This is a genomic window from Blautia caccae (assembly GCF_040095955.1).
Lineage (GTDB): Bacteria > Bacillota > Clostridia > Lachnospirales > Lachnospiraceae > Blautia > Blautia celeris.
Genome location: NZ_JBBMFP010000007.1, coordinates 210,953 through 229,964, shown reverse-complemented (window position 1 = coordinate 229,964; position 19,012 = coordinate 210,953). Strand labels below are relative to the sequence as shown.

At 46.6% G+C, this 19,012-nt stretch carries 20 protein-coding genes; 1 reads left to right on the top strand and 19 read right to left on the bottom strand.

The window, feature by feature from the left end:
* Positions 1 to 5 precede the first annotated feature (5 nt).
* Together WMO65_RS10020 and WMO65_RS10015 are read right to left on the bottom strand one after the other, a co-directional pair.
* Positions 6 to 695, bottom strand: coding sequence for a hypothetical protein (locus WMO65_RS10020; RefSeq protein WP_033141562.1), 690 nt, complete (start codon positions 693 to 695; stop codon positions 6 to 8).
* A 42-nt stretch (positions 696 to 737) separates the two neighbouring features.
* On the bottom strand, positions 738 to 1,544 hold the full coding sequence (locus WMO65_RS10015) for a histidine racemase CntK family protein (protein ID WP_033141563.1): 807 nt from the start codon (positions 1,542 to 1,544) through the stop codon (positions 738 to 740).
* A gap of 275 nt (positions 1,545 to 1,819) precedes the next feature.
* Between WMO65_RS10015 and WMO65_RS10010 the strand changes: the two genes are divergently transcribed.
* Positions 1,820 to 3,190 (top strand): MATE family efflux transporter, encoded by a 1,371-nt coding sequence (locus WMO65_RS10010; protein ID WP_033141564.1) that lies wholly within the window; start codon positions 1,820 to 1,822, stop codon positions 3,188 to 3,190.
* 52 nt (positions 3,191 to 3,242) lie between these two features.
* Here the strand turns inward: WMO65_RS10010 and WMO65_RS10005 are convergent, their stop codons facing one another.
* The 17 genes from WMO65_RS10005 to WMO65_RS09925 form a co-directional block, all read right to left on the bottom strand.
* Complete coding sequence (locus WMO65_RS10005; RefSeq protein ID WP_118743506.1) at positions 3,243 to 4,637, bottom strand: glutamate synthase-related protein; 1,395 nt, start codon at positions 4,635 to 4,637, stop codon at positions 3,243 to 3,245.
* Between the two features lie 102 nt (positions 4,638 to 4,739).
* A complete protein-coding gene (locus tag WMO65_RS10000; RefSeq protein ID WP_148391965.1) occupies positions 4,740 to 5,969 on the bottom strand; it encodes an amidohydrolase in 1,230 nt (409 codons plus the stop codon).
* An 82-nt stretch (positions 5,970 to 6,051) separates the two neighbouring features.
* Positions 6,052 to 6,570, bottom strand: a complete 519-nt coding sequence (locus WMO65_RS09995) for a hypothetical protein (RefSeq protein WP_148391966.1) — start codon at positions 6,568 to 6,570, stop codon at positions 6,052 to 6,054.
* Between the two features lie 21 nt (positions 6,571 to 6,591).
* A complete protein-coding gene (locus WMO65_RS09990) occupies positions 6,592 to 6,993 on the bottom strand; it encodes a DUF4430 domain-containing protein (RefSeq protein ID WP_054350367.1) in 402 nt (133 codons plus the stop codon).
* A 415-nt stretch (positions 6,994 to 7,408) separates the two neighbouring features.
* Entirely contained in the window at positions 7,409 to 8,851 is a 1,443-nt protein-coding gene (locus WMO65_RS09985) for a lactate racemase domain-containing protein (protein WP_148391968.1), read from the bottom strand.
* Between the two features lies 1 nt (position 8,852).
* Positions 8,853 to 9,692 (bottom strand): triose-phosphate isomerase family protein, encoded by an 840-nt coding sequence (locus tag WMO65_RS09980; RefSeq protein ID WP_148392067.1) that lies wholly within the window; start codon positions 9,690 to 9,692, stop codon positions 8,853 to 8,855.
* A gap of 22 nt (positions 9,693 to 9,714) precedes the next feature.
* A complete protein-coding gene (gene araD / locus WMO65_RS09975) occupies positions 9,715 to 10,440 on the bottom strand; it encodes an L-ribulose-5-phosphate 4-epimerase AraD (RefSeq protein WP_033141570.1) in 726 nt (241 codons plus the stop codon).
* A 16-nt stretch (positions 10,441 to 10,456) separates the two neighbouring features.
* Positions 10,457 to 11,116, bottom strand: coding sequence for a ribulose-phosphate 3-epimerase (locus WMO65_RS09970; protein WP_187370556.1), 660 nt, complete (start codon positions 11,114 to 11,116; stop codon positions 10,457 to 10,459).
* 2 nt (positions 11,117 to 11,118) lie between these two features.
* Positions 11,119 to 12,141, bottom strand: a complete 1,023-nt coding sequence (locus tag WMO65_RS09965; protein ID WP_033141572.1) for a zinc-dependent alcohol dehydrogenase — start codon at positions 12,139 to 12,141, stop codon at positions 11,119 to 11,121.
* The gene (locus WMO65_RS09960) at positions 12,138 to 13,082 is read right to left on the bottom strand and encodes a transketolase family protein (protein ID WP_033141573.1); all 945 of its coding nucleotides are present in this window, start codon (positions 13,080 to 13,082) and stop codon (positions 12,138 to 12,140) included. The genes WMO65_RS09965 and WMO65_RS09960 overlap by 4 nt, the downstream gene beginning before the upstream one ends.
* The gene (locus tag WMO65_RS09955; protein ID WP_033141574.1) at positions 13,079 to 13,912 is read right to left on the bottom strand and encodes a transketolase; all 834 of its coding nucleotides are present in this window, start codon (positions 13,910 to 13,912) and stop codon (positions 13,079 to 13,081) included. Before WMO65_RS09955 ends, WMO65_RS09960 begins: the two co-directional genes overlap by 4 nt.
* A 12-nt stretch (positions 13,913 to 13,924) precedes the next feature.
* A complete protein-coding gene (locus tag WMO65_RS09950) occupies positions 13,925 to 14,701 on the bottom strand; it encodes an SDR family NAD(P)-dependent oxidoreductase (RefSeq protein WP_052099490.1) in 777 nt (258 codons plus the stop codon).
* 40 nt (positions 14,702 to 14,741) lie between these two features.
* Complete coding sequence (locus tag WMO65_RS09945) at positions 14,742 to 15,485, bottom strand: ABC transporter ATP-binding protein (protein WP_033141576.1); 744 nt, start codon at positions 15,483 to 15,485, stop codon at positions 14,742 to 14,744.
* Positions 15,486 to 15,504: 19 nt separating this feature from the next.
* On the bottom strand, positions 15,505 to 16,269 hold the full coding sequence (locus WMO65_RS09940; RefSeq protein WP_033141577.1) for an ABC transporter ATP-binding protein: 765 nt from the start codon (positions 16,267 to 16,269) through the stop codon (positions 15,505 to 15,507).
* A complete protein-coding gene (locus tag WMO65_RS09935) occupies positions 16,239 to 17,012 on the bottom strand; it encodes an ABC transporter permease (protein ID WP_052099492.1) in 774 nt (257 codons plus the stop codon). The genes WMO65_RS09940 and WMO65_RS09935 overlap by 31 nt, the downstream gene beginning before the upstream one ends.
* A complete protein-coding gene (locus WMO65_RS09930; protein ID WP_181014455.1) occupies positions 17,012 to 17,842 on the bottom strand; it encodes an ABC transporter permease in 831 nt (276 codons plus the stop codon). The genes WMO65_RS09935 and WMO65_RS09930 overlap by 1 nt, the downstream gene beginning before the upstream one ends.
* 18 nt (positions 17,843 to 17,860) lie before the next feature.
* On the bottom strand, positions 17,861 to 18,955 hold the full coding sequence (locus WMO65_RS09925; protein ID WP_033141580.1) for an ABC transporter substrate-binding protein: 1,095 nt from the start codon (positions 18,953 to 18,955) through the stop codon (positions 17,861 to 17,863).
* Positions 18,956 to 19,012 lie beyond the last annotated feature (57 nt).

Genomic DNA, 19,012 nt, shown 5'->3' with positions numbered 1-19,012 from the left:
AACCGCTACTTCCTGCTCTTAATATAGCAAATATTACTGATCAGAAAACTGCTGTGTTTCTTCACATAATTAACATACTCCTGCCTGTTGATATAATACTCCTTCCCCCAGGAGGAAACCCGCATCCAGGTATCATCCATCCCCGTCACGGTGACGAAATGCGCCTTTATCTGGCAGGAAGGGGAATACTCTCCCTCTGGGGAACGGTGGTACATATTCAGCCTGTGTTTTCCCCACACAAAGGGGAAATTAGGTCCTACCAGCAAAATGACAGGAATATCATGGGCCAGCATTGCGCTGATCCTCACCCACAGATTTCTGGGCAGCACGCCGAAGGCTGCCCTGAGCCTGATCCTCTCATGCCTGAAATACCTGTTAAGCCCCAGCACCAGCATCCACCCTGCCATGCCGAAATGAGGAATGACCGGCAGGTATTTCTTCCTAAAGTAGTTAACATAACTCATATATTCCGGCAGTTCAAGAATTCCGTTTTCCAAATAGGCTTCCTGAAATAATTCCGTCCGGCAGATATCTTTATGTAAACTTAAATACAGCAATAAATCTGTCCCGCCTATGACACCGCATCCGCATTTTCTCATAACAGCAGAATCTGACCACGCCTGGTTTCCTCCAAATGACAGGACGCCGTCCTTTTCTATCACTGGATATGGATTATGTAAACTGCTTCTCTGCATACTTATGTCAACCTTTCTCTTTTATTTTATACTGTATCTGCTTCACAGGACTTCTGCTTCCAGTTCATCGGAAACAGTGACTTTTCCGCCCATTTTGCACTGTACCGTTTTTCCTTCCCGGCGGATCACTGTTGCTTCGATCTGACCATCCGGCTGTCTCAGTACATACACGTAAGTGCCGTCCTCTTTTCTGTCCGCCAGATACACCGCACATGCCATACTTCCGCTGCCGCAGCTGGATTCCCACACAAGGGAATCTGTCTCCACTACATATACCACAGGCGTCATCCGGTAGCATTTCTCCATGCCGTCACCGCTGGGTTCCAGGAACATGATGCCGTATGCATCGCATGTCTCACACGCCCTGGCTGCCTTCAGCACTTCCTGTACGAAGGCATCACTCCTTCTCGGCCCCTTCACGATCATATGGCTGATGCCGTCAAAGCAGACCATGGGACAGGTTCCCAGGTCAGGCACAGAAAGATTTACGATTTTTCGCGGCAGCGGCATGGTCGTGCGGCTGGTACCGGCTTCAAGGTCCACCTCAACATCCAGGGGGGATTCCGAACCGCTCACATCCACCTGCACAAGCTGCGGATGGTTCTCGTCCACAAGACTCTTCAGATATCCGAAACTTCTTGTGGCATTTCCGCAGAACTCACCGCCCATCATCTGCATATGCTGGGTTCCGTCCTCCTTTTCCTCCACAAATCCAACCTGCTCCGCCTTATACTTCTTCTGCTCCAGAAGCTGGTTGGCTGCTTCCGCGTACTGACTCCTTTCCAGTGGTGTCATGACAAAAATTGTGATATTCCCTGCTGGGTCCGCTACACGTATCTTTACCTTCATAAGTTCCTCCAGTCTTACCCCATACAAAATTTTTCTGCCTCTATCATACCACAAAATGGTTACTGTTCACAGTAAATTCAGCACGTATTTTTATGTGCTGTTACATATTAATCCGTAAAAAATAAATAAAACTATTTTCTCTTATCGACTTTCCCGAAAAACTGTGTTATATATGTATATAGGGCATAAGGTGTGAAATCTTATGTGCTTTTTTTCGATATAAATAAACATGCTTTCTGCATGAATTTTGACGTTATAAACAGGGGGGAAACATCATGGGTACAAAACAAACCGGTCAGAATCAGATCACCGAGGGAGTCATCTGGAAACAGATTCTCCTGTTTTTCTTTCCCATTATGCTGGGCACATTGTTCCAGCAGCTTTATAACACAGCGGATGCCATTGTGGTAGGCCGGTTCGTGGGCAAGGAAGCCCTGGCCTGCGTGGGCGGTTCTTCCGGGCAGCTCATCAACCTGGTCGTGGGCTTTTTCGTGGGCCTTTCCTCCGGTGCCACGGTCATCATTGCCAGATATTACGGCGCCAGAAATAAAAAGGACTTAAATGCCACGCTCCACACAGCGGCAGCCCTGTCCATTGTGGGAAGTATCATCATCACTGTGCTGGGGCTGATTCTTACCCCCTTCATGCTGCGGCTGATGCACACACCGGAAAATGTAATGGCAGGTTCCGCGTCTTATCTGCGCATTTATTTCGGCGGCATCGTCTTTGTATTTATTTACAATGTGGGGTCTGCGATCCTGAGAGCAGTGGGGGATTCCAAACGTCCCCTGTACTATCTGATCGTGTGCTGCTTTATCAATATATTTCTGGATATCCTGCTGGTAGTGGGATTGGATCTGGGGGTTGAGGGAGCTGCCATCGCCACGCTGATCGCCCAGGCCGTAAGTGCCATCCTTGTAGTGCGCGCCCTGATGCAGCCGGGAGAAATGTATCTGCTGGAAGCAAGGAATATCCGTTTCCACAGATTTCTGCTCAAATCCATAGTCACCATCGGGCTTCCTGCCGGAATCCAGTCTGTCATGTATAACATTTCAAATATTATCATACAGACCTCGCTGAACAATCTGGGAACCGATACCATGGCAGCCTACACGGCATTCGGCAAAATGGATGCTATCTACTGGATGATATCCGGCGCCTTTTCCATCGCCATCACCACCTTCGTGGGGCAGAACTATGGGGCCGGAAAATATTCCCGTATGAAGAGAAGCGTGTTTGTCTGCCTGTTCATGGACTTTATCGCTTCCATACTGGTAAGTGCCCTGTTTCTGCTGTTTGGCAGCTATATCTTCCGCATGTTCACCCAGGACCCGGAGGTTATCAAAGTGGGAATGAAGATCATCCAGGTGATCGCGCCAAGTTATGTGCTTTTTATCTTCATAGAGATCCTGTCCAGTGCCCTCCGCGGCATCGGAGATGTGCTGATTCCCATGATCATGACATGCGGCGGTGTGTGTCTGCTGAGGATTTTCTGGATTTTCGCGGTTGTGCCGCATATTCCGGGGATTCAGAGTATACTTATGAGTTATCCGATTTCCTGGGCATTGACGGCTGTGCTGTTTATCATTTATTATTTTGTAAAACAGAAGAAATTTTACCGCTCGCTTCCGGGCGAGGAAGTTTAAAAAACCGCGGGGCAGTCTCCGTTATGGAACATACCCCGCGGTATCTTTATGCTTATGCATGTGCTATGTCTGTAAATTCTGATATCTCACGGTTAATCGTGCACAGGTCATCCACATTCATCTCATGGACATCCTTATGCCCTGTGATACGGGCAAATGTTTTCAGTTCTTCCCTGCTGCAGTTTAAAAAGTTCGCCGTTCTTTTGGCTGCCGCGTCCACCTTCAGACGCTTTCTGAGTTCCGGGTCCTGGGTAGCCGCGCCTACGGGACACTGGCCCGAGCCGCAGATACGGTACTGCTGACAGGCTGCCGCTATCAGAGCCGCAGATGCAACAGCAACGGCATCCGCACCCATGGCAATAGCTTTTGCGAAATCCGAGGACACCCGCAGACCGCCTGTAATGACAAGGTCAATCTCCGCACCTATGCTGTCCAGATATTTTCTGGCTCTGTGGAGCGCATAAATAGTCGGCACGCTGGTGGAATCCCGCACCAGTTTTGGGCTTGCTCCCGTGGCACCGCCCCTGCCGTCAATGGTAATAAAATCAGGCGCTGCAAACACACAGTATTCCAGATCCTTTTCGATCCTGCCTGCCGCAATCTTGATCCCTATGGGACGCCCGCCGGAGGCCATTCTGAGCTGGTCTACCAGTTCCTTTAAATCCTCTTTTGTATTGACATCGGGGAATTTGGACGGACTGATCACATCCTGTCCGAGGGGTTTGTTTCTGATGGCTGCAATCTCAGGTGTCACCTTTTCTCCAGGCAAATGGCCGCCCATTCCCGGCTTTGTACCCTGCCCGATTTTAATTTCGATGGCATCCGCTGTGGAAAGATTTTCAGGTGTAACACTGTAACGGTTGGGGACGTATTCAAATATGTACTTGTACGCAGCCGCTTTTTCCTCCGGAAGGATTCCTCCCTCCCCGCTGCACATGGCGGTTTTTGCCATAGCACTGCCCTTTGCAAGAGCTGTCTTCATCTCCTTTGACATAGCGCCGAATGACATATGTGATATGTAGACCGGCATGTCCAGGACCATTGGTTTCTCAGCATGTTTTCCTATCACCGTAGTGGTGCTGACCGGGTCGTGCTCCATAAGAGGCGGCGGATTGAGCTGGGCACCCAGTATCAGGATGTCATCCCAATTGGGCATTTTCATCTGTGTGCCCATGGCCTCTATGATCGGCTTTCCTGTGACCGCCATCTGATGGATCTCTGCCATATAGCGGCAGGAGGGATCACGGCGCACATACTCCGGCGGATAATCAAGCGCATTTTCCGTTCCCGGCTCTTCCGGCGCCGGTGCCTTCTTCTCTTCCTCCTCTATACGCACAAATACGGAAGCCGGCTGTTTACATACAGGACACTGTTTTAGGTCCTCAAACTTTTTACTTTCTGTCTCTTCAAAAATATACCCGCATACACTACATTTGTATTTTGCCACACTTACATCCTCCTTTGTACCTGCGGCTCTGCAGGAAGGACCTGCAGTCCGCACTGCCTGCTGAATAGTTACCTTTATCTTACCACAGCATTTCAAAGAATTCTACTCATTCTCTCCTGCCGCCGTTTTTTGTGCGTCCTTTCGGCTGCCTCCCGGTACAAATTCAGAATTTTCCTCATCTTTCATGCCGTTATAGATGATCTCACCGTCAATTATGGTATAAAGGGTCTTCGTGAAAACCCCCATGGGATTTCCCGTAAATATGGCAATATCTGCGTCTTTTCCGGCCTCCAGACTTCCCACACGCTGCTCTACGCGGCATATTTTGGCGGGATTGATGGTAATGGCCTTCAGCCCTTCCTCCATGGGAAGCCCCTCCTTCACCGCCAGCCCGGCACACAGGGGCAGATATTGGATCAGCGCCACAGGGTGGTCTGTGGTCACTGCAATGAGCACCCCTGCCTCTGCCAGGATCTTATTGGTCTTGAAATTCATATTCTGCACTTCCAGTTTGGAGCGCGAGGTTAAATCCGTGCCCACGATCACCGGGAACCCGGATGCCTTTACCTCATCCACGATCAGATGTGCCTCTGTGCCGTGGTCTATGGTTATATCTATATTAAATTCCTTTGCAATGCGGATGGCGGTCAGTATGTCGTCCGCCCTGTGCGCATGGACCTTCATAGGGATCACACGCTGGAGCACAGGCATCCACGGTTCCTTCTCAAAGTCCTCCCTGTCAAGCCGGCCCCGTTCCTTGTCCTTCTGGTATTGTACTGCCTCCAAAAGCGTTCTGCGCAGAAGGGCTGCCTCTCCCATTCTGGTAGCCGGACAATTTCCCTGCTCCCCGTAAGTAGTTTTTGGATTTTCCCCCAGTGCTGCTTTCATGGCTGCCGGGTTCAGTATCGCCATATTGTCCACACATCTGCCCTGGGTCTTCATAAACACAAACTGGCCGCCCACTACATTGGAGCTTCCCGGCCCGGTCATCACAGAGGTGATCCCTGCCTTGATCGCGTCATGAAATGCCGGGTCCATGGCATTAACGGCATCAATCGCCCGCAGTGCCGGCGTCACCGGGTTTGTCAGTTCATTGCAGTCATCCCCGATGGCACCCCATTTTTCCTCAGAGATTCCGATATGGGCATGTGCCTCGATCAGCCCCGGCAGCACCCAGGCACCATCCACATCCAGAACCTCTTCCCCCTTCTGCCTTTTATCCAGTGAGGACATGGTTCCCACCTCTGTGATCACCTTGCCCTCTGTTCTTATATATCCGCAGTCTACCGGTTTTCCGGTCATGGTAAATATTTTCCCATTAATTATCAGCATAAAATTCCCTCCTTTGCAGATACCTGACTTCTTTAGTATCCGCAGAGGAGGGCTTTCATATTCTTCTGTTGTTTCATTACTTTTATCTTATTTGCGGGCTTGAAGGCACATGCACCTGCTGTACATTTTCAAGCTTTTTCAAAATATAATACATCGGCTTATATAAGACCAGACAGACCACCACATTGCCGATGCAGTGCAGCACATCGAAATGCAGCCCTGAGATCCAATAGGCCAGACCGCCGCCCACACCGCCTGATACAAAATACGGCAGCGCACACAGAAATCCAAAGGCCAGCCCATAGGCGCCGGCGATTATACTCCAGACCAACGGCGATTCACTCTTAACTACAAGTACGATCAATGCCAGAATGCTCCACACATACAGATAGTTGAACCACCAGATCCCGAACCCGTAGAAGACGCCTTCCAGCAGGGCAAACGCGTAGATAATAAAGAAAACCTTCTTTCTGTACACCTGTGTATACAGAATCACCAGCAATGTCACCACTTCAATATTGGGAAGAAAAGCCATACACACCTGTCCCAGAAACAAAATGGCTGTCAGCATTGCCATAATAACAAGAGACCTTGTTTTCATTGGTATTTCGCATCCTTTCAATCAATACCCCTCAGTCAGGGTCAGTTCAAAAGTATCCCCGTCCTCTATGGGCGTCTGGTCCGCTGATGTATTCACCTGTTCTCCGCCCTTTGTCAGGCACCACCACTGCTGTTTGGAATCGTCTGCTTTCTCACCGTCCACAGATGTCATGAAAAGCCCGTACTGGCCTTCCTCACCTTCCACCAGATTCTCAGCCTGGATCACCGCTCCAAGATATGCCTCGTCAGTCGCATAACTGAACTCCTTCTCACTGCCGTCTCCGTGTACTACTTTTACTGTGACGGTTTTGTCACCCTCCGCTCCTTTCGGCATGAAATTTTTGTAAACCAGGAGCAGGACTGCGCATACGACGACCAGCGCTATGGCTCCTATGATTACTTTTTTGCTGTTGTTCTTTTTCATGTTGTTCTCCTTCCTTCGCACGTAAAAAACAGACCCGCTTCCGTCCGCCGGTCTGTTTCCGAATCAATATATGAATCTATAGAGAATCCGGAATGCATGGCTTTGTTCGGAAGCTTCATTCCATCCGGCACCAGGTATTCTGGCTCATGAGATTTGCATCCCACATACAGTGACCACATCGCTCAGGATTTACACCTGATTCCCCTAATGACAGATTCTGTCTTTTTATTTTACGACCAATATTCAGCTTTTAGGCCGCTTTAGTTAAATCAATCTTAACACATAAGCTTATCAGGTGTCAAACTTCTTTATACCAGCATTTTGTACGGAATATGGAAAGAATATTGTCAAAAAGGCGGAGACATTCTCGTTCTCCGCCTACAGCTATTCACAGATATATTTCCTGCATTTCCTTTTATGCCTCTTTCATACACAGATGTACGGATGCCCTCTTAAAAGCCAGCGGCAGCGCCAGGATATTCGGCTTTCCTCCCACATATTTCTTCATAGCATCCTCCAGTGCCTCCTCGAACGTGGCCCTGGTCTTTAATCCCATACCTCTGGCTATTCCGGGTTCCTGTGCGCCGACTATGTATATGGCGGAGGTATTCATCTCCGCGATATGGCCGCAGCTCATCATGGAAAAACCATGATAAGGATGGAACGCACCGGCATAACGGTATTTTCTGATGTATTCTTCATTTGTAGCAAAATACTCTCCGTACTTATCCATATCCGGCAGTATATTCATATAATCATGCTGGAACATTTCATAAAGTTCCCGAAGGTATGGCCAGCGCTCATCGTGGAAATAACCGTTACATATAGAAGAGCATATAATCACACAATTGTCACTCATCACCCTCTTATGACGGATGACCTGAGCGGATAAAGCCTGCATCATCTGGATTGGATTCGTCCCCATACCATCCCCGTAATGGAAATCCTGAGGCATGCCGAATACCATTACATCATATTTCTTTTCTGCCCAGGGTACATATGTCCTCTTGTCAGCTGTCTGCCATGAAATAAGCTGCATTTCTTTTGCGTAACCGCTGCTGATCTCTATCTGACGGGAAATAGAATCCAGAACAGCATCACAACAGAAAAACTTCTTACCCATACATTTTTCCATGTACATGCCTATTTCATCAAATTTTTTTCTCATCAGTGAATGGTTATTGACCGGAGTAAAATCGTTTCCGTGCATCACATCCGGTATATGATGTGTCGCAATACTCCTCCAGTGTGTAATACCCGTTGCGCAGTGTTTATATCCACCGGAGTAACCGCCATAAGGATTTCCCTGAGTATGTCCGATCAAAACAGCTATATCAGAATCATAGACATACTTATTCATCAGGACTCGGTCTCCCCTCTCTGTGCAGCCAAGATCCACCAAATGTTCATAATCTTCGCTGTCATGACTGATAATCTGATGAGAATGAAAAAACTCATGAAATAGTTCATCACCAAGGATCTGCTGCATTTCCCTTTTGCTGGTCCGCGGATGCAGTCCATTGGAAAATATCAAAAGGATATCCTTTTTCTCCACCCCAGCCTTATATAACTCTTCAAGAATCAGTTTAACCGCCAGTTTTCGGTGTGAGGTTGGCTGACATCCCCCTTTTACGATATCCGGAATTGTTATTGTGACTTTGCTGCCCTTACCGGCCAATTCTGACAGAGGCGGCATTCCCACAGGATGTAATATGGATTCTCTTGTTTTGTTTATCAGCTGATTTCTTGGGATACATGGGGGATCAGATACTGTTATACCCGGAATAAAAACATCTGTCCGTTCATCCGGCAGTTCTGCCGCCATGGTGCCCGTACCATATTCAAAATCCAATTTCATCTTATTTACCCTCCCCCAGATATTTTTCAACGATAGAGGCAAATCCGTCCGGATAAAATCCGATATCCCCGCTGAATTTTGTAAGTCCGATAAGGCCTCCATCCACACATGGTATTTCTGCCAGCATACGGGCATTTTCCTCTTTCAGACCACCTCCGTATATCACAGGACAGCCATCTGTCCGAGATTTAATAAATGAGGCGATTTTAGTTATATAATCTGAATCCGGCACTGGTTTTCCCGGTCCAATTGCCCAAAGTGGTTCATATGCAACGGAAATACCTGATAAGTCCACACCATTAAGCCCCACATCCAGCTGTTCCCCTATAACATCCTGCCATCTGTTCTGTTCTGCTTCTGTTTCCCCGACACAATACAGGACAGAAAGACCTGCTTTAACTGCACAGACAACCTCTTCATTTAAGATTCTGTTCACAGCCTCTGAATCAGTAATACCCGCATGGGCCAGAACCCCGGCTTTATCCATCCGTTCCTCACAGTGACCTATCAGAACATATTCACATCCCATAGATTTTACACTCTTGGCTGTCCTGTTCGTAGTAAATGCCCCAAAGTTTCCGCCTTTCTCCGTATCTTCCCTATAAATCCCCTGTACCCCGACTTTCCAACCATCCTCTGCTGCCTTTGCGTCTGCTGCCTGAAGCAGATAAGCCTCGGGATAGAAAACAGCAAATTCTGCCTGAGCGGAATATTGGTTCATCGTTTCCCGTATCTGGCCTGTCAGATAACTTCCCCACAAGCTGACTGGTGCCAATGTATTAATTCCATCCATTTCTTTTGGTATATCAAACCGTTTCAAATTTGCAAAAATATACTTCATTCTGTGAAGTCCCCCAATCATTTTATCTCTGTACCATTCCATGTCCATAATCATCTCTTGTAAAAGATGCGTTAGCGCCATGTTTTCTGTCATAATGCCTGTCAGCGACAATACGCTTCAGAGGCTGTGCATTTTTATCTATACACAGCATGTGGACTGCCATTTTGCTTATCTCCTCCAATACAACCGATTTGTGTACAGCATCCCACACATCACTGCCCCACGTAAACGGTCCATGTCCCGGTGTCAACGCAGCCGGAATGTCCTCAGGGGAAATTTTATTCTCCTTGAAAAACTCAACGATTGTCATTCCAGTATTCCACTCATACTTATTGACAACCTCATCATCACTTAATTCCCTGACACAGGGAATATCACCGGCAAAATAATCTGCATGCGTGGTCCCAAAACAGACCAATGAACGCCGAAGCTGAGCCAGAACTGTCGCATATGTGGAGTGTGTATGGACAATAGCACTGACACCCTCAAAATTCTCATATATTGCTCTGTGAATATCCAGATCTACTGATGGTTCCCACGATTTCCCCAGCAATTTTCCATCCAGAGTGACAACACTGACATTCTCAGTGGTCAGCTCCTCATAAGGTACCCCCACAGGCTTTATAACAATAATCCCTCTTTCCCTGTCTACCGCACTTACATTTCCCCAGGAATACTTGACTAATTCCCGGCGGGGCAATTCTTTATTTGCCTCCACCACCATTTGTTTCAACTGTTCTAACTCCATACCCTTATCTCCCTGATTATCGATTCCTAACTGCCTGCCGAAACGTCTCGTAATTTTTCTCTATTGACTTTCCCTTCTGAAACAGTGTAAAATATCCTCCTACTACAACATCACATCCGGCATCTATACACTTCTTTGCTATTTCAATGTCTATACCGCCATCCACCTCGATCAGTAACTTAAATCCGTCTGCCAAAGCTCTTAACTCTTTAATTCTCTGATATGTAAATTCCATAAAACGCTGCCCGGAAAACCCCGGCTCCACTGACATAAGTGTGACCGCATCCAGATAAGGAATCAAATCCCTTAGAAATTGGACTGGTGTTGCCGGATTTAGCGCTGCCGCTGCCTTCATCCCCTGCTTTTTTATCTGCTGGCACAGCCGAAAGGGATTTTGGGTACATTCATAATGAAAGCAATAATACTCCACTCCAAGTTCTGCAAATAAATCCACATATTCCTCAGGCCTGGCAGCCATCAGATGTAAATAAAACGGGCTTTTACCCACTGTTGTCATCTGCCTTAGAAAATCTGTGCCAAATGCAAAATTAGGTACAAAATTCCCATCCATAACGTCTATATGAAACCAGTCAATTCCCAGCTTATCCAGTAGCTCCATACTTTCCCTCATTTTGAACAAGTCCGCGCACAGCATTGTAGGCGCTATATGGTACATTATCATTCCCCCTCAAAATCCATGATCGTCTTCATATTGATACCTTTATTTTTCAATGCCTGTTCCATCATTTCCTGCACCTGGGAAAACCGATACCTTTTTGATATAAACCCGTCCAAATAAACCCTGCCTTCCTCTATCAAGTCCCTGGCTCTTATAAAGTCCTCCTCCCGATACGTGATACACCCTTTCACTGTAAGTTCGTTTCTCTGTATTTTTGCAATGTCTGCCTGCACCGGAACACTGTAATTCCCTACGATAACTACAGTGGTTGTCTTTCCCGCCAGCTCCAGAATCTGTGTAAAAACTGCCGGTACTGCTGCACAGTCAATGATGACATCCGGAAATTCCTCAAAACATTGCCGGGCTGCCTGTACCAAAGTAAGATTCGATGTATCAATGGCAAAATCAATCCCTGACTTCTCTGCCATTCTGATCTTTTCACGGCTGATATCGCAGATTGCAGTCTTTTTTGCCCCGGCCAGCATACATGCCTGGGCCGTAAAATTTCCAATTGTACCGCCCCCTACGACTAAAACTTCCTTTCCTTCCACATCGCCCTGATAAGCCGCGTGTACTCCCACAGCAAAAGGTTCGATAAAAATAACTTTATCCAGATCCGCATCCTGTTCCAGAGGGTAAACATACTCCCTGCTTATCACAAAATAATCTGCACCAAGACCATCAGACTGAACACCTAACGAATTAAAATTCATGCAGGCATTTTTCTTTCCTTTTCTGCAGGAATAACACATGTTGCAGCTCAGAATGGGGCGGATTGTGACCAGACTGCCCGGTTCTAGGTCGTTCACGTCTTCCCCTGTCTCTTCCACTATGGCAATTCCCTCATGAAACGGCACAACAGGAAATTCCATATACCGATTTTTTCCGGCAAATACCTGAATATCCGTTCCGCATACACCAATCCGTCTCATTTTCAGTAAAACCTGCCCCCTGCCGCATACAGGCTTATCAGCCTGTCGGACCACGGCTTTCATAGGACTTTCAAATACTATTTTTCTCATGATTTCCCTTCTTTTCTCCTGATCACACGGTGTGCAGCCGCAACAATATTTTCAATAGTAAGTCCATAATGTTCTGCCAGCTCTTTGGGTGTACCTGAACATCCGAACATATCCTGTATTCCGACCATCTCTACAGGTACGGGATAGTTTTTGGAAAGCACTTCACTGACTGCTCCGCCTAATCCTCCCAGTATATTGTGATCCTCTGCAGTCACTGCGCATCCCGTTTTCCTAACGGAATCCAAAAGCAGCTCCGCATCAACTGGTTTGACAGATGCCATATCAATGACATCCGCACAGATACCGTTTTTCTCCATTTCCTTTGCAGCTTCCAGTGCTCTGCTTACCAAATCTCCTGCAGCTACGATAGTTAAATCCTGTCCCTCACGCAGCAGCGTTCCTTTCCCGATGCTTGCCCTGCAATCTTTTTTTTCAGTGTATATTTCCGGAGAATCCAGCCTGCCAAATCGGAGATAAACAGGTCCCTTATGGTTGATTGCCTCCTCCACACATTTTTTTGTCTCTATGGTATCTGCCGGATAGAGTATAGTCATATTAGGCACTGCTCTCATAAGAGCCAGGTCTTCCACACACTGATGGGAACCCCCATCCGCACCGATCAACACTCCTCCATGTGTAGCTGCAATCTTAACATTCAGATTTGGATAGGCTATACTGTTTCTGATCTGATCATATGCCCTGCCCGCTGCAAAGGCAGCAAAAGTGCTTGCAAATACCACAGCTCCGCTGGCCGCGTACCCCGCTGCATATCCCATCATATTACATTCAGCAATACCCATATCTGTAAACCGGTCAGGATATTTTTTCGCAAAATGTATTGTCTGGGTTGCCTTGGATAAATCTGCATCAAAAACAAAGAATTCATATTTTTCCGCTAATTCAGTCAGCGCAGCACCATATGCTTCTCTTGTTGAACTCATACGCACGCCTCCCCCAATTCTTTCATTGCCTGTTCAAACTGTTCGTCATTAATAGCTGCTCCATGCCACCCTGCCTGATTCTCCATAAAAGATACCCCCTTACCTTTTGTTGTTTTTCCTATTATAAAAGCAGGCTGGTCTCTCACCTGTCTGACACGGTCCAGAGTTTCTATCAACCCTTTGACATTGTGACCGTCTGTCTCCTCTACATGCCATCCGAATGCCTGCAGCTTTTCTTTTACAGGATATATGGACATAACCTCATCTACCCTCCCGTCAATCTGCAGATTATTGTTATCCAAAAACACTACCAGATTATCCAGTTTAAAATGACCGGCACTCATAAACGCCTCCCATACCTGTCCTTCCTGCATTTCTCCGTCCCCTATTATGCAGTAAACCCTGTAATCTTTTCCTGTCTTTTTTGCATAATGAGCCATACCGCATGCTGCAGATATACCCTGGCCCAGGGAACCTGTGGACATATCAACTCCCGGTACCTTTTTCATATCCGGATGTCCCTGCAGCATACTGCCCATTTTTCTAAGTGTGGTCAAAGCACTCTTTTCGAAATATCCCCGTTCTGCCAATGCGGCATAGTAAGCCGGTGCCGCGTGTCCCTTTGACAAAACAAAACGATCACGATTCATTTCTTCCGGCTTGTCCGGACTGATATTCATCTCATAAAAATACAGCACTGCTATGATCTCAACCATAGACAAAGCCCCGCCAGGATGCCCGGAACCTGCACTGTGCAGACTGATAATCGTATTCCTCCGTATCTGCTGTGCATGTCTGATGATTTCTTCTACACTATTCTGCTGTCTCATTCTCACACCTCCTCATAATTCAATATCCGGCAGGCCAAGAGCGGACTGCCCTCCGTCTACAAACAAGGTCTGACCCGTCACATAACTGGCTTCATCTGAAGCGAGGAACACCACAGGTTCTGCAATCTCACTGACATCTGCCAGCCTCTTCATGGGAACCGCTGCCAGTATCTGTTTCTCACTGACGATTCCCATATTCATCCCGTCTAATAACAGCTGAGTTAAAATCCACCCGGGGGCAACCGCATTCACCCGAATATGATATTTGGCCCACTCAGAAGCCAGAACAGCAGTCAAACCGTTAATGCCCGCCTTGCTGATACAGTACGGTGCTCTTCCGGGCAGGGTCTCAGTAGAAGTTCCCGATGATATATTTACAATGGCACCGCCTTTGTCCTTCATGATATTCGCTGCTTCCTGGGCACAGAAAAAAGCTCCTTTTAAGTTGATGTTCATAAGCAGGTCCCACTTCTCTTCCTCAAATTCAAGGGAAGGCATACGAATCTGCACCCCTGCGTTATTAACCAAAATATCCAGAACCTTCTGTTCCTTTCCGAATCTTTCAAAACAGGAAGCAATACTTTTTCTGTCACTCACATCCAGCATATAAGCTCCGGTGTTAATACCGTACTTCTCATGCAGCGCTTTTGCTGCTTCCTCTGCATTTTGGATTTTGATATCACCAATAAAAACATCCGCACCTTCTTTTGCAAAACACTCAGCAACCGCATATCCAATTCCCTGTGCGCCTCCGGTCACCAGCACTTTTTTATCCCTCAGATTTTTCATGTATATTCCTTCGCCTCTCTCTGCACCCGCTAAACACGTCTTACCACCACTTAATCTCTTCTGTTATCTTTTTCCTGATCTCAACAAATTTCTCATCTGCAATATCCCTTGGTCTCGGAAGCTCTACTACCACTTCATCTTTTACCCTTGCGGGTTTATTCGACAGGATCAGTATTTTTTCCGCCAGATATACTGCCTCTTCCAAGTTGTGGGTGATAAACAGGACCGTACTGCCTGTTGCCTTCCAGAGTTTGATCACCTCATCTTCCAGGAAATATCTCATTTTAATATCCATCTGCCCATACGGCTCATCCATCAGCAGTAAATCAGGGTTCATAGCAAATGCCCTGCCAATCACAACCCTCTGCTCCATACTCACTGACATCTCGTGAGGATATGCTTTGCGAAACTTTTCCAATCCAAGTAAGCCAATGATTTTGTCAGACTGCGCTTTTATTTCACGGGCCGGCCTCTTTTTGACCTTCAGCCCATATTCAATATTTTCCTCTGCGGTCAGCCACGGAAAAGCTGAAGGTTCCTGAAACACAAAGGATATATTATGTTTCTGAGGATCAGCCGGCTCACCGTCTATGTAAATTTCTCCGGACGTGGGCTCTGTAAGCTTCGTTAAAAGTCTTAAGAATGTTGTCTTTCCGCAGCCTGTAGGACCCACGATACATACAAACTCTCCTTTTTTTATCTGGAAGGAAACCTTATCAAGAACTCTTAAATCCCCAAAACACTTTGTCAGGTTTTCTACCCTTACCTTTACCTCTTCTCCCATATGTGCATCCTGCCTTCTTTTATAATGCCAAATCCATATTTTTCTCTATTGTTTCCCTCATTCTGAGAAACTCTGTATCTACATAGTCTCTTGGCCGCTGAAGAGCCTCCAGGGTATAAATTTCTTTCACTGAGGCAGGGCACTCACTGAGCAGGATGATTCTGTCTCCCAGATATACAGCCTCCTCAATATTATTTGTGACAAAGATCACCGTGCGCTTCTCCTTTTCCCAGATTCTGAGCACTTCCTCCTCCATCTGATACCGTGTCTGCGCATCCAGCGCCCCAAATGGCTCATCCATCAATAAAATATCGGGATCGCTGCAGTAAGCCCTGGCAATTCCCACCCTCTGTTTCATCCCTCCTGACAACTGACGCGGATAGGAATTTTCAAATCCCTTTAACCCAACCAGCTCGATCAAATACTGTGCCTGCTCTCTTCGTCTCGCTTTATTTACACCTTTCAGCTCCTGGGAAAATTCCACATTCTGCATGACTGTCTTCCAGGGAAATACTGCTGTCTTCTGGAAAACAAAACCAACCTTTTTTTCATCATTGCTGGGGAACTTCACTTCCCCAGCTGTAGGCTTCTCCAGGCCGCTTATTATGTTCAGCAGTACGCTTTTCCCACATTGACCGGGACCCAGTATGACAAGAAATTCATTTTCATAGACATCAATGGAAATATTATTCACTGCCTCGAAGATTTCCTTTCTGGCATAAAAAGACTTTGATATATTTTTTAATGTCAGTTTTACCCGTTTTTCTTTTCCATCCACGGACATAACCACCTTTCCATCAATGTAAAGACCGCACTTAAAATCGCTCCCACCAGACCAATCAGTATCATTCCGCACAGGACAAGAGCAACATCATAGCTCTCATTCCCCCTTGTGATCAGGAATCCGAGACCTGATTTACTGGCTATCATTTCTGCTGCCACAACCACCATCCAACCGCTGCTCAGCGCGATCTTTACTCCTGCCATGATAGCCGGAAGCGCTGCCGGCATAACCACGTGGCACAGCATTTGAAAGGTATTGGCATTATAAACACGGCCTACATTCAAATACATAGGATCCACCATGCTTACACCGGTCGCTGTATTCAATACTACCGGAAAAAACGCGCCTATAAATACCAGCAGAACCTTCGAAAATTCACCGACTCCAAACCATAAGATCACCAATGGTATCCAGGCAATTGGAGGAATGGGACGCAGCGCCGTCAATATAGGGCCTAAAACAGCGTTCATCTTTTTGCTCCATCCCATGATCAGGCCTATGCCTATTCCTGAGGCAACCGCCAGAACAAGAGCAGTCAAAACCCTCTTCAAACTGATTAATATGTGTCCTATGATTGTTGTTTTGCTGATTGGCGTTTCTGCCATCTTTAAAAATCTTTCCCAGGTTGCTTGGGGCGTTGGAAAGAAATCAGGCTTACTGTTGGAAACGATTACCCAGAGAACCACCAATGCAATAAGGGATATGCATGTCAGGCAAATATCTTTTAACTTACGTCTCTCCATTATTTGGCCCTCCATCTGATTACCCTGTTTTCCAATTTATTCAGGACAGCTGTGAGAACTGCTCCTATAACACCAATTGTAAGCATACCGACAATGATTATGTCGGATCTTCCAAGAGCTCTGCCCTGCTGGATCATATAGCCTAAGCCGGCTGTCGCGGAAAGCATTTCTGCTGCAACCAAAGTGGACCACGCATTCCCAAGAGCCACCCTGATACCAGTGAATGCAAGAGGCATGGCTGAAGGCGTGCAGACTGTGATAAATATTTTCCATCTGCTTGCCCCGCATGTTTTCGCCACGTCGATAAGCACAGAATTTGTAAGCTTTACACCTGTATAAGAATTGATCACACAGGGAACAAAAGCAGCCAGAAATATGATAAAACATTTTGCCGTCGTTCCTATTCCCAGCCAGATAACAGATAATGGAATCCAGGCAATAGGGGGAATGGGACGTATAATTTCAAAAATGGGGTTTACCAGCTTGTCAAATGTATGATAATACCCAAGGAGGAGCCCTAAAGGCACTCCTATAACAGCTGCTGCCACATAACCTATCAGCGCCAGCTTTAAACTCTCCCAGATATGTACACCCAGGACCGCTCCATCAGGATTGGGCTGCGTGAGTTTGTCCACAAATGCCATGAAAGCCTCCGATGGAGAACATACAAACTGAGAATTTACCCAGGACAGCCGCACTGCTGCCTCCCAAATTCCCAAAAACACAATGACACTGGCTGCTGAAATCAGAAACAGCTGTATTTTCTCTTTTGCCCTCTTTTTCTCTTCAATCTGAACAGAACTCACTATTTTTTCAGATTCTTTCATAATCCTTACCTCATAAGCAGTTTAATCCAGTGTAACGTTTGCCATAAAAGTTCCGTCAACTGCCTTATTATCAATCATGGCCTGTTTGTCTTTCTCTGTTAATTTACCTTGTGATATCATAAAGTCAGCAAACTTCAGTAAATCCTCCTGAGCTGCGATATTTCCATCACTATCTTGCGCAAAAGCCTTTTTATTTTCCTCCAAAGATGGGAAAGTACGGGTCTCGATATCTCTTTTAGCTGCCGACTCCGTCATGGAAATCCCCTCTTCTTCCTCAAAATCATACAAAAGTTGGGCACTGCCTTCCGGATCTTTTCTCAATTCTTCCACTGACTGCAAATAACATTTAAGCCATTCCTGCACCACTTCAGGTCTGTTTTTAACTGCATCCTCCGTAGCAACAATCAGAGTAGGCATCTTTAATCCCAGATGGCCTGCATCCGCCACTTTTATCCATCCTTCAACATCTTCTGCCTGGTATCCAAACGGCGACCACAAGCATACGACATCTGCTTCTCCGGCCTTAAATGCAGCATATGATTGTGCTACTGCTGTATCAATTATCTCTACATCATTCATGGTAAGCCCCAAATGTTCAAGCGTTGCTATCAGGGTCATATGGCACGTGGTTCCGGTCTGGCAGAGAATTTTCTTACCTTTCCAGTCCTCTGCAGTTCCCCTCACTCCCATCTCATCTGCATCTTTGCCAGCCAGTTCACTATCTTTTCTCACCCAGATATCCAGTGCCTGAGTGTCATCACAGGAGTAGCCAAGAACCTTCATATTATAGGCAGGACATCCAAGCACTGCCCCGCCGATACCTGTTGTCCCGACTTCCCATGCACCGGATGCAATCGCCTCGTTCTGTACAGGGCCTCCTGCATACATATCAATGGTATAATCAAACTCATCATAGAGTCCATTATCCTCCGCATAGATACTGGGCAGCGCATGCAGATACGGGTGATGACTGATCTTAAGCGGTATCTTATCTTCGCTTTTGCTCTCATTTCCCGCAGTCTCCAAATTCTTTTTCTGCTCTTTGCCGCTGCCGCATGCAGCCAACGTTACACCCAAAATTCCTGTCACTAACAATACTGCTAATTTTTTCTTCATGTTTTTCCTCCCAATATGATTTAATTCACGCTCCATTTGTTACTATCTACAATTTAT

What these genes read in the sequence shown, in the direction of transcription:
- araD (WP_033141570.1), bottom strand. Translation starts at nt 10,440, where the DNA reads ATGGAGTTAGAACAGTTGAAACAAATGGTGGTGGAGGCAAATAAAGAA.
- WMO65_RS09950 (WP_052099490.1), bottom strand. Translation starts at nt 14,701, where the DNA reads ATGAAAAATCTGAGGGATAAAAAAGTGCTGGTGACCGGAGGCGCACAG.
- WMO65_RS10000 (WP_148391965.1), bottom strand. Translation starts at nt 5,969, where the DNA reads ATGCTGATAATTAATGGGAAAATATTTACCATGACCGGAAAACCGGTA.
- WMO65_RS09925 (WP_033141580.1), bottom strand. Translation starts at nt 18,955, where the DNA reads ATGAAGAAAAAATTAGCAGTATTGTTAGTGACAGGAATTTTGGGTGTA.
- WMO65_RS09985 (WP_148391968.1), bottom strand. Translation starts at nt 8,851, where the DNA reads ATGAAATTGGATTTTGAATATGGTACGGGCACCATGGCGGCAGAACTG.
- WMO65_RS09955 (WP_033141574.1), bottom strand. Translation starts at nt 13,912, where the DNA reads ATGAGACAGCAGAATAGTGTAGAAGAAATCATCAGACATGCACAGCAG.
- WMO65_RS09970 (WP_187370556.1), bottom strand. Translation starts at nt 11,116, where the DNA reads ATGTACCATATAGCGCCTACAATGCTGTGCGCGGACTTGTTCAAAATG.
- WMO65_RS09960 (WP_033141573.1), bottom strand. Translation starts at nt 13,082, where the DNA reads ATGAGTTCAACAAGAGAAGCATATGGTGCTGCGCTGACTGAATTAGCG.
- WMO65_RS10020 (WP_033141562.1), bottom strand. Translation starts at nt 695, where the DNA reads ATGCAGAGAAGCAGTTTACATAATCCATATCCAGTGATAGAAAAGGAC.
- WMO65_RS09980 (WP_148392067.1), bottom strand. Translation starts at nt 9,692, where the DNA reads ATGAAGTATATTTTTGCAAATTTGAAACGGTTTGATATACCAAAAGAA.
- WMO65_RS10010 (WP_033141564.1), top strand. Translation starts at nt 1,820, where the DNA reads ATGGGTACAAAACAAACCGGTCAGAATCAGATCACCGAGGGAGTCATC.
- WMO65_RS09990 (WP_054350367.1), bottom strand. Translation starts at nt 6,993, where the DNA reads ATGAAAAAGAACAACAGCAAAAAAGTAATCATAGGAGCCATAGCGCTG.
- WMO65_RS09945 (WP_033141576.1), bottom strand. Translation starts at nt 15,485, where the DNA reads ATGGGAGAAGAGGTAAAGGTAAGGGTAGAAAACCTGACAAAGTGTTTT.
- WMO65_RS09995 (WP_148391966.1), bottom strand. Translation starts at nt 6,570, where the DNA reads ATGAAAACAAGGTCTCTTGTTATTATGGCAATGCTGACAGCCATTTTG.
- WMO65_RS09935 (WP_052099492.1), bottom strand. Translation starts at nt 17,012, where the DNA reads ATGGAGAGACGTAAGTTAAAAGATATTTGCCTGACATGCATATCCCTT.
- WMO65_RS09940 (WP_033141577.1), bottom strand. Translation starts at nt 16,269, where the DNA reads ATGTCCGTGGATGGAAAAGAAAAACGGGTAAAACTGACATTAAAAAAT.
- WMO65_RS10015 (WP_033141563.1), bottom strand. Translation starts at nt 1,544, where the DNA reads ATGAAGGTAAAGATACGTGTAGCGGACCCAGCAGGGAATATCACAATT.
- WMO65_RS09965 (WP_033141572.1), bottom strand. Translation starts at nt 12,141, where the DNA reads ATGAGAAAAATAGTATTTGAAAGTCCTATGAAAGCCGTGGTCCGACAG.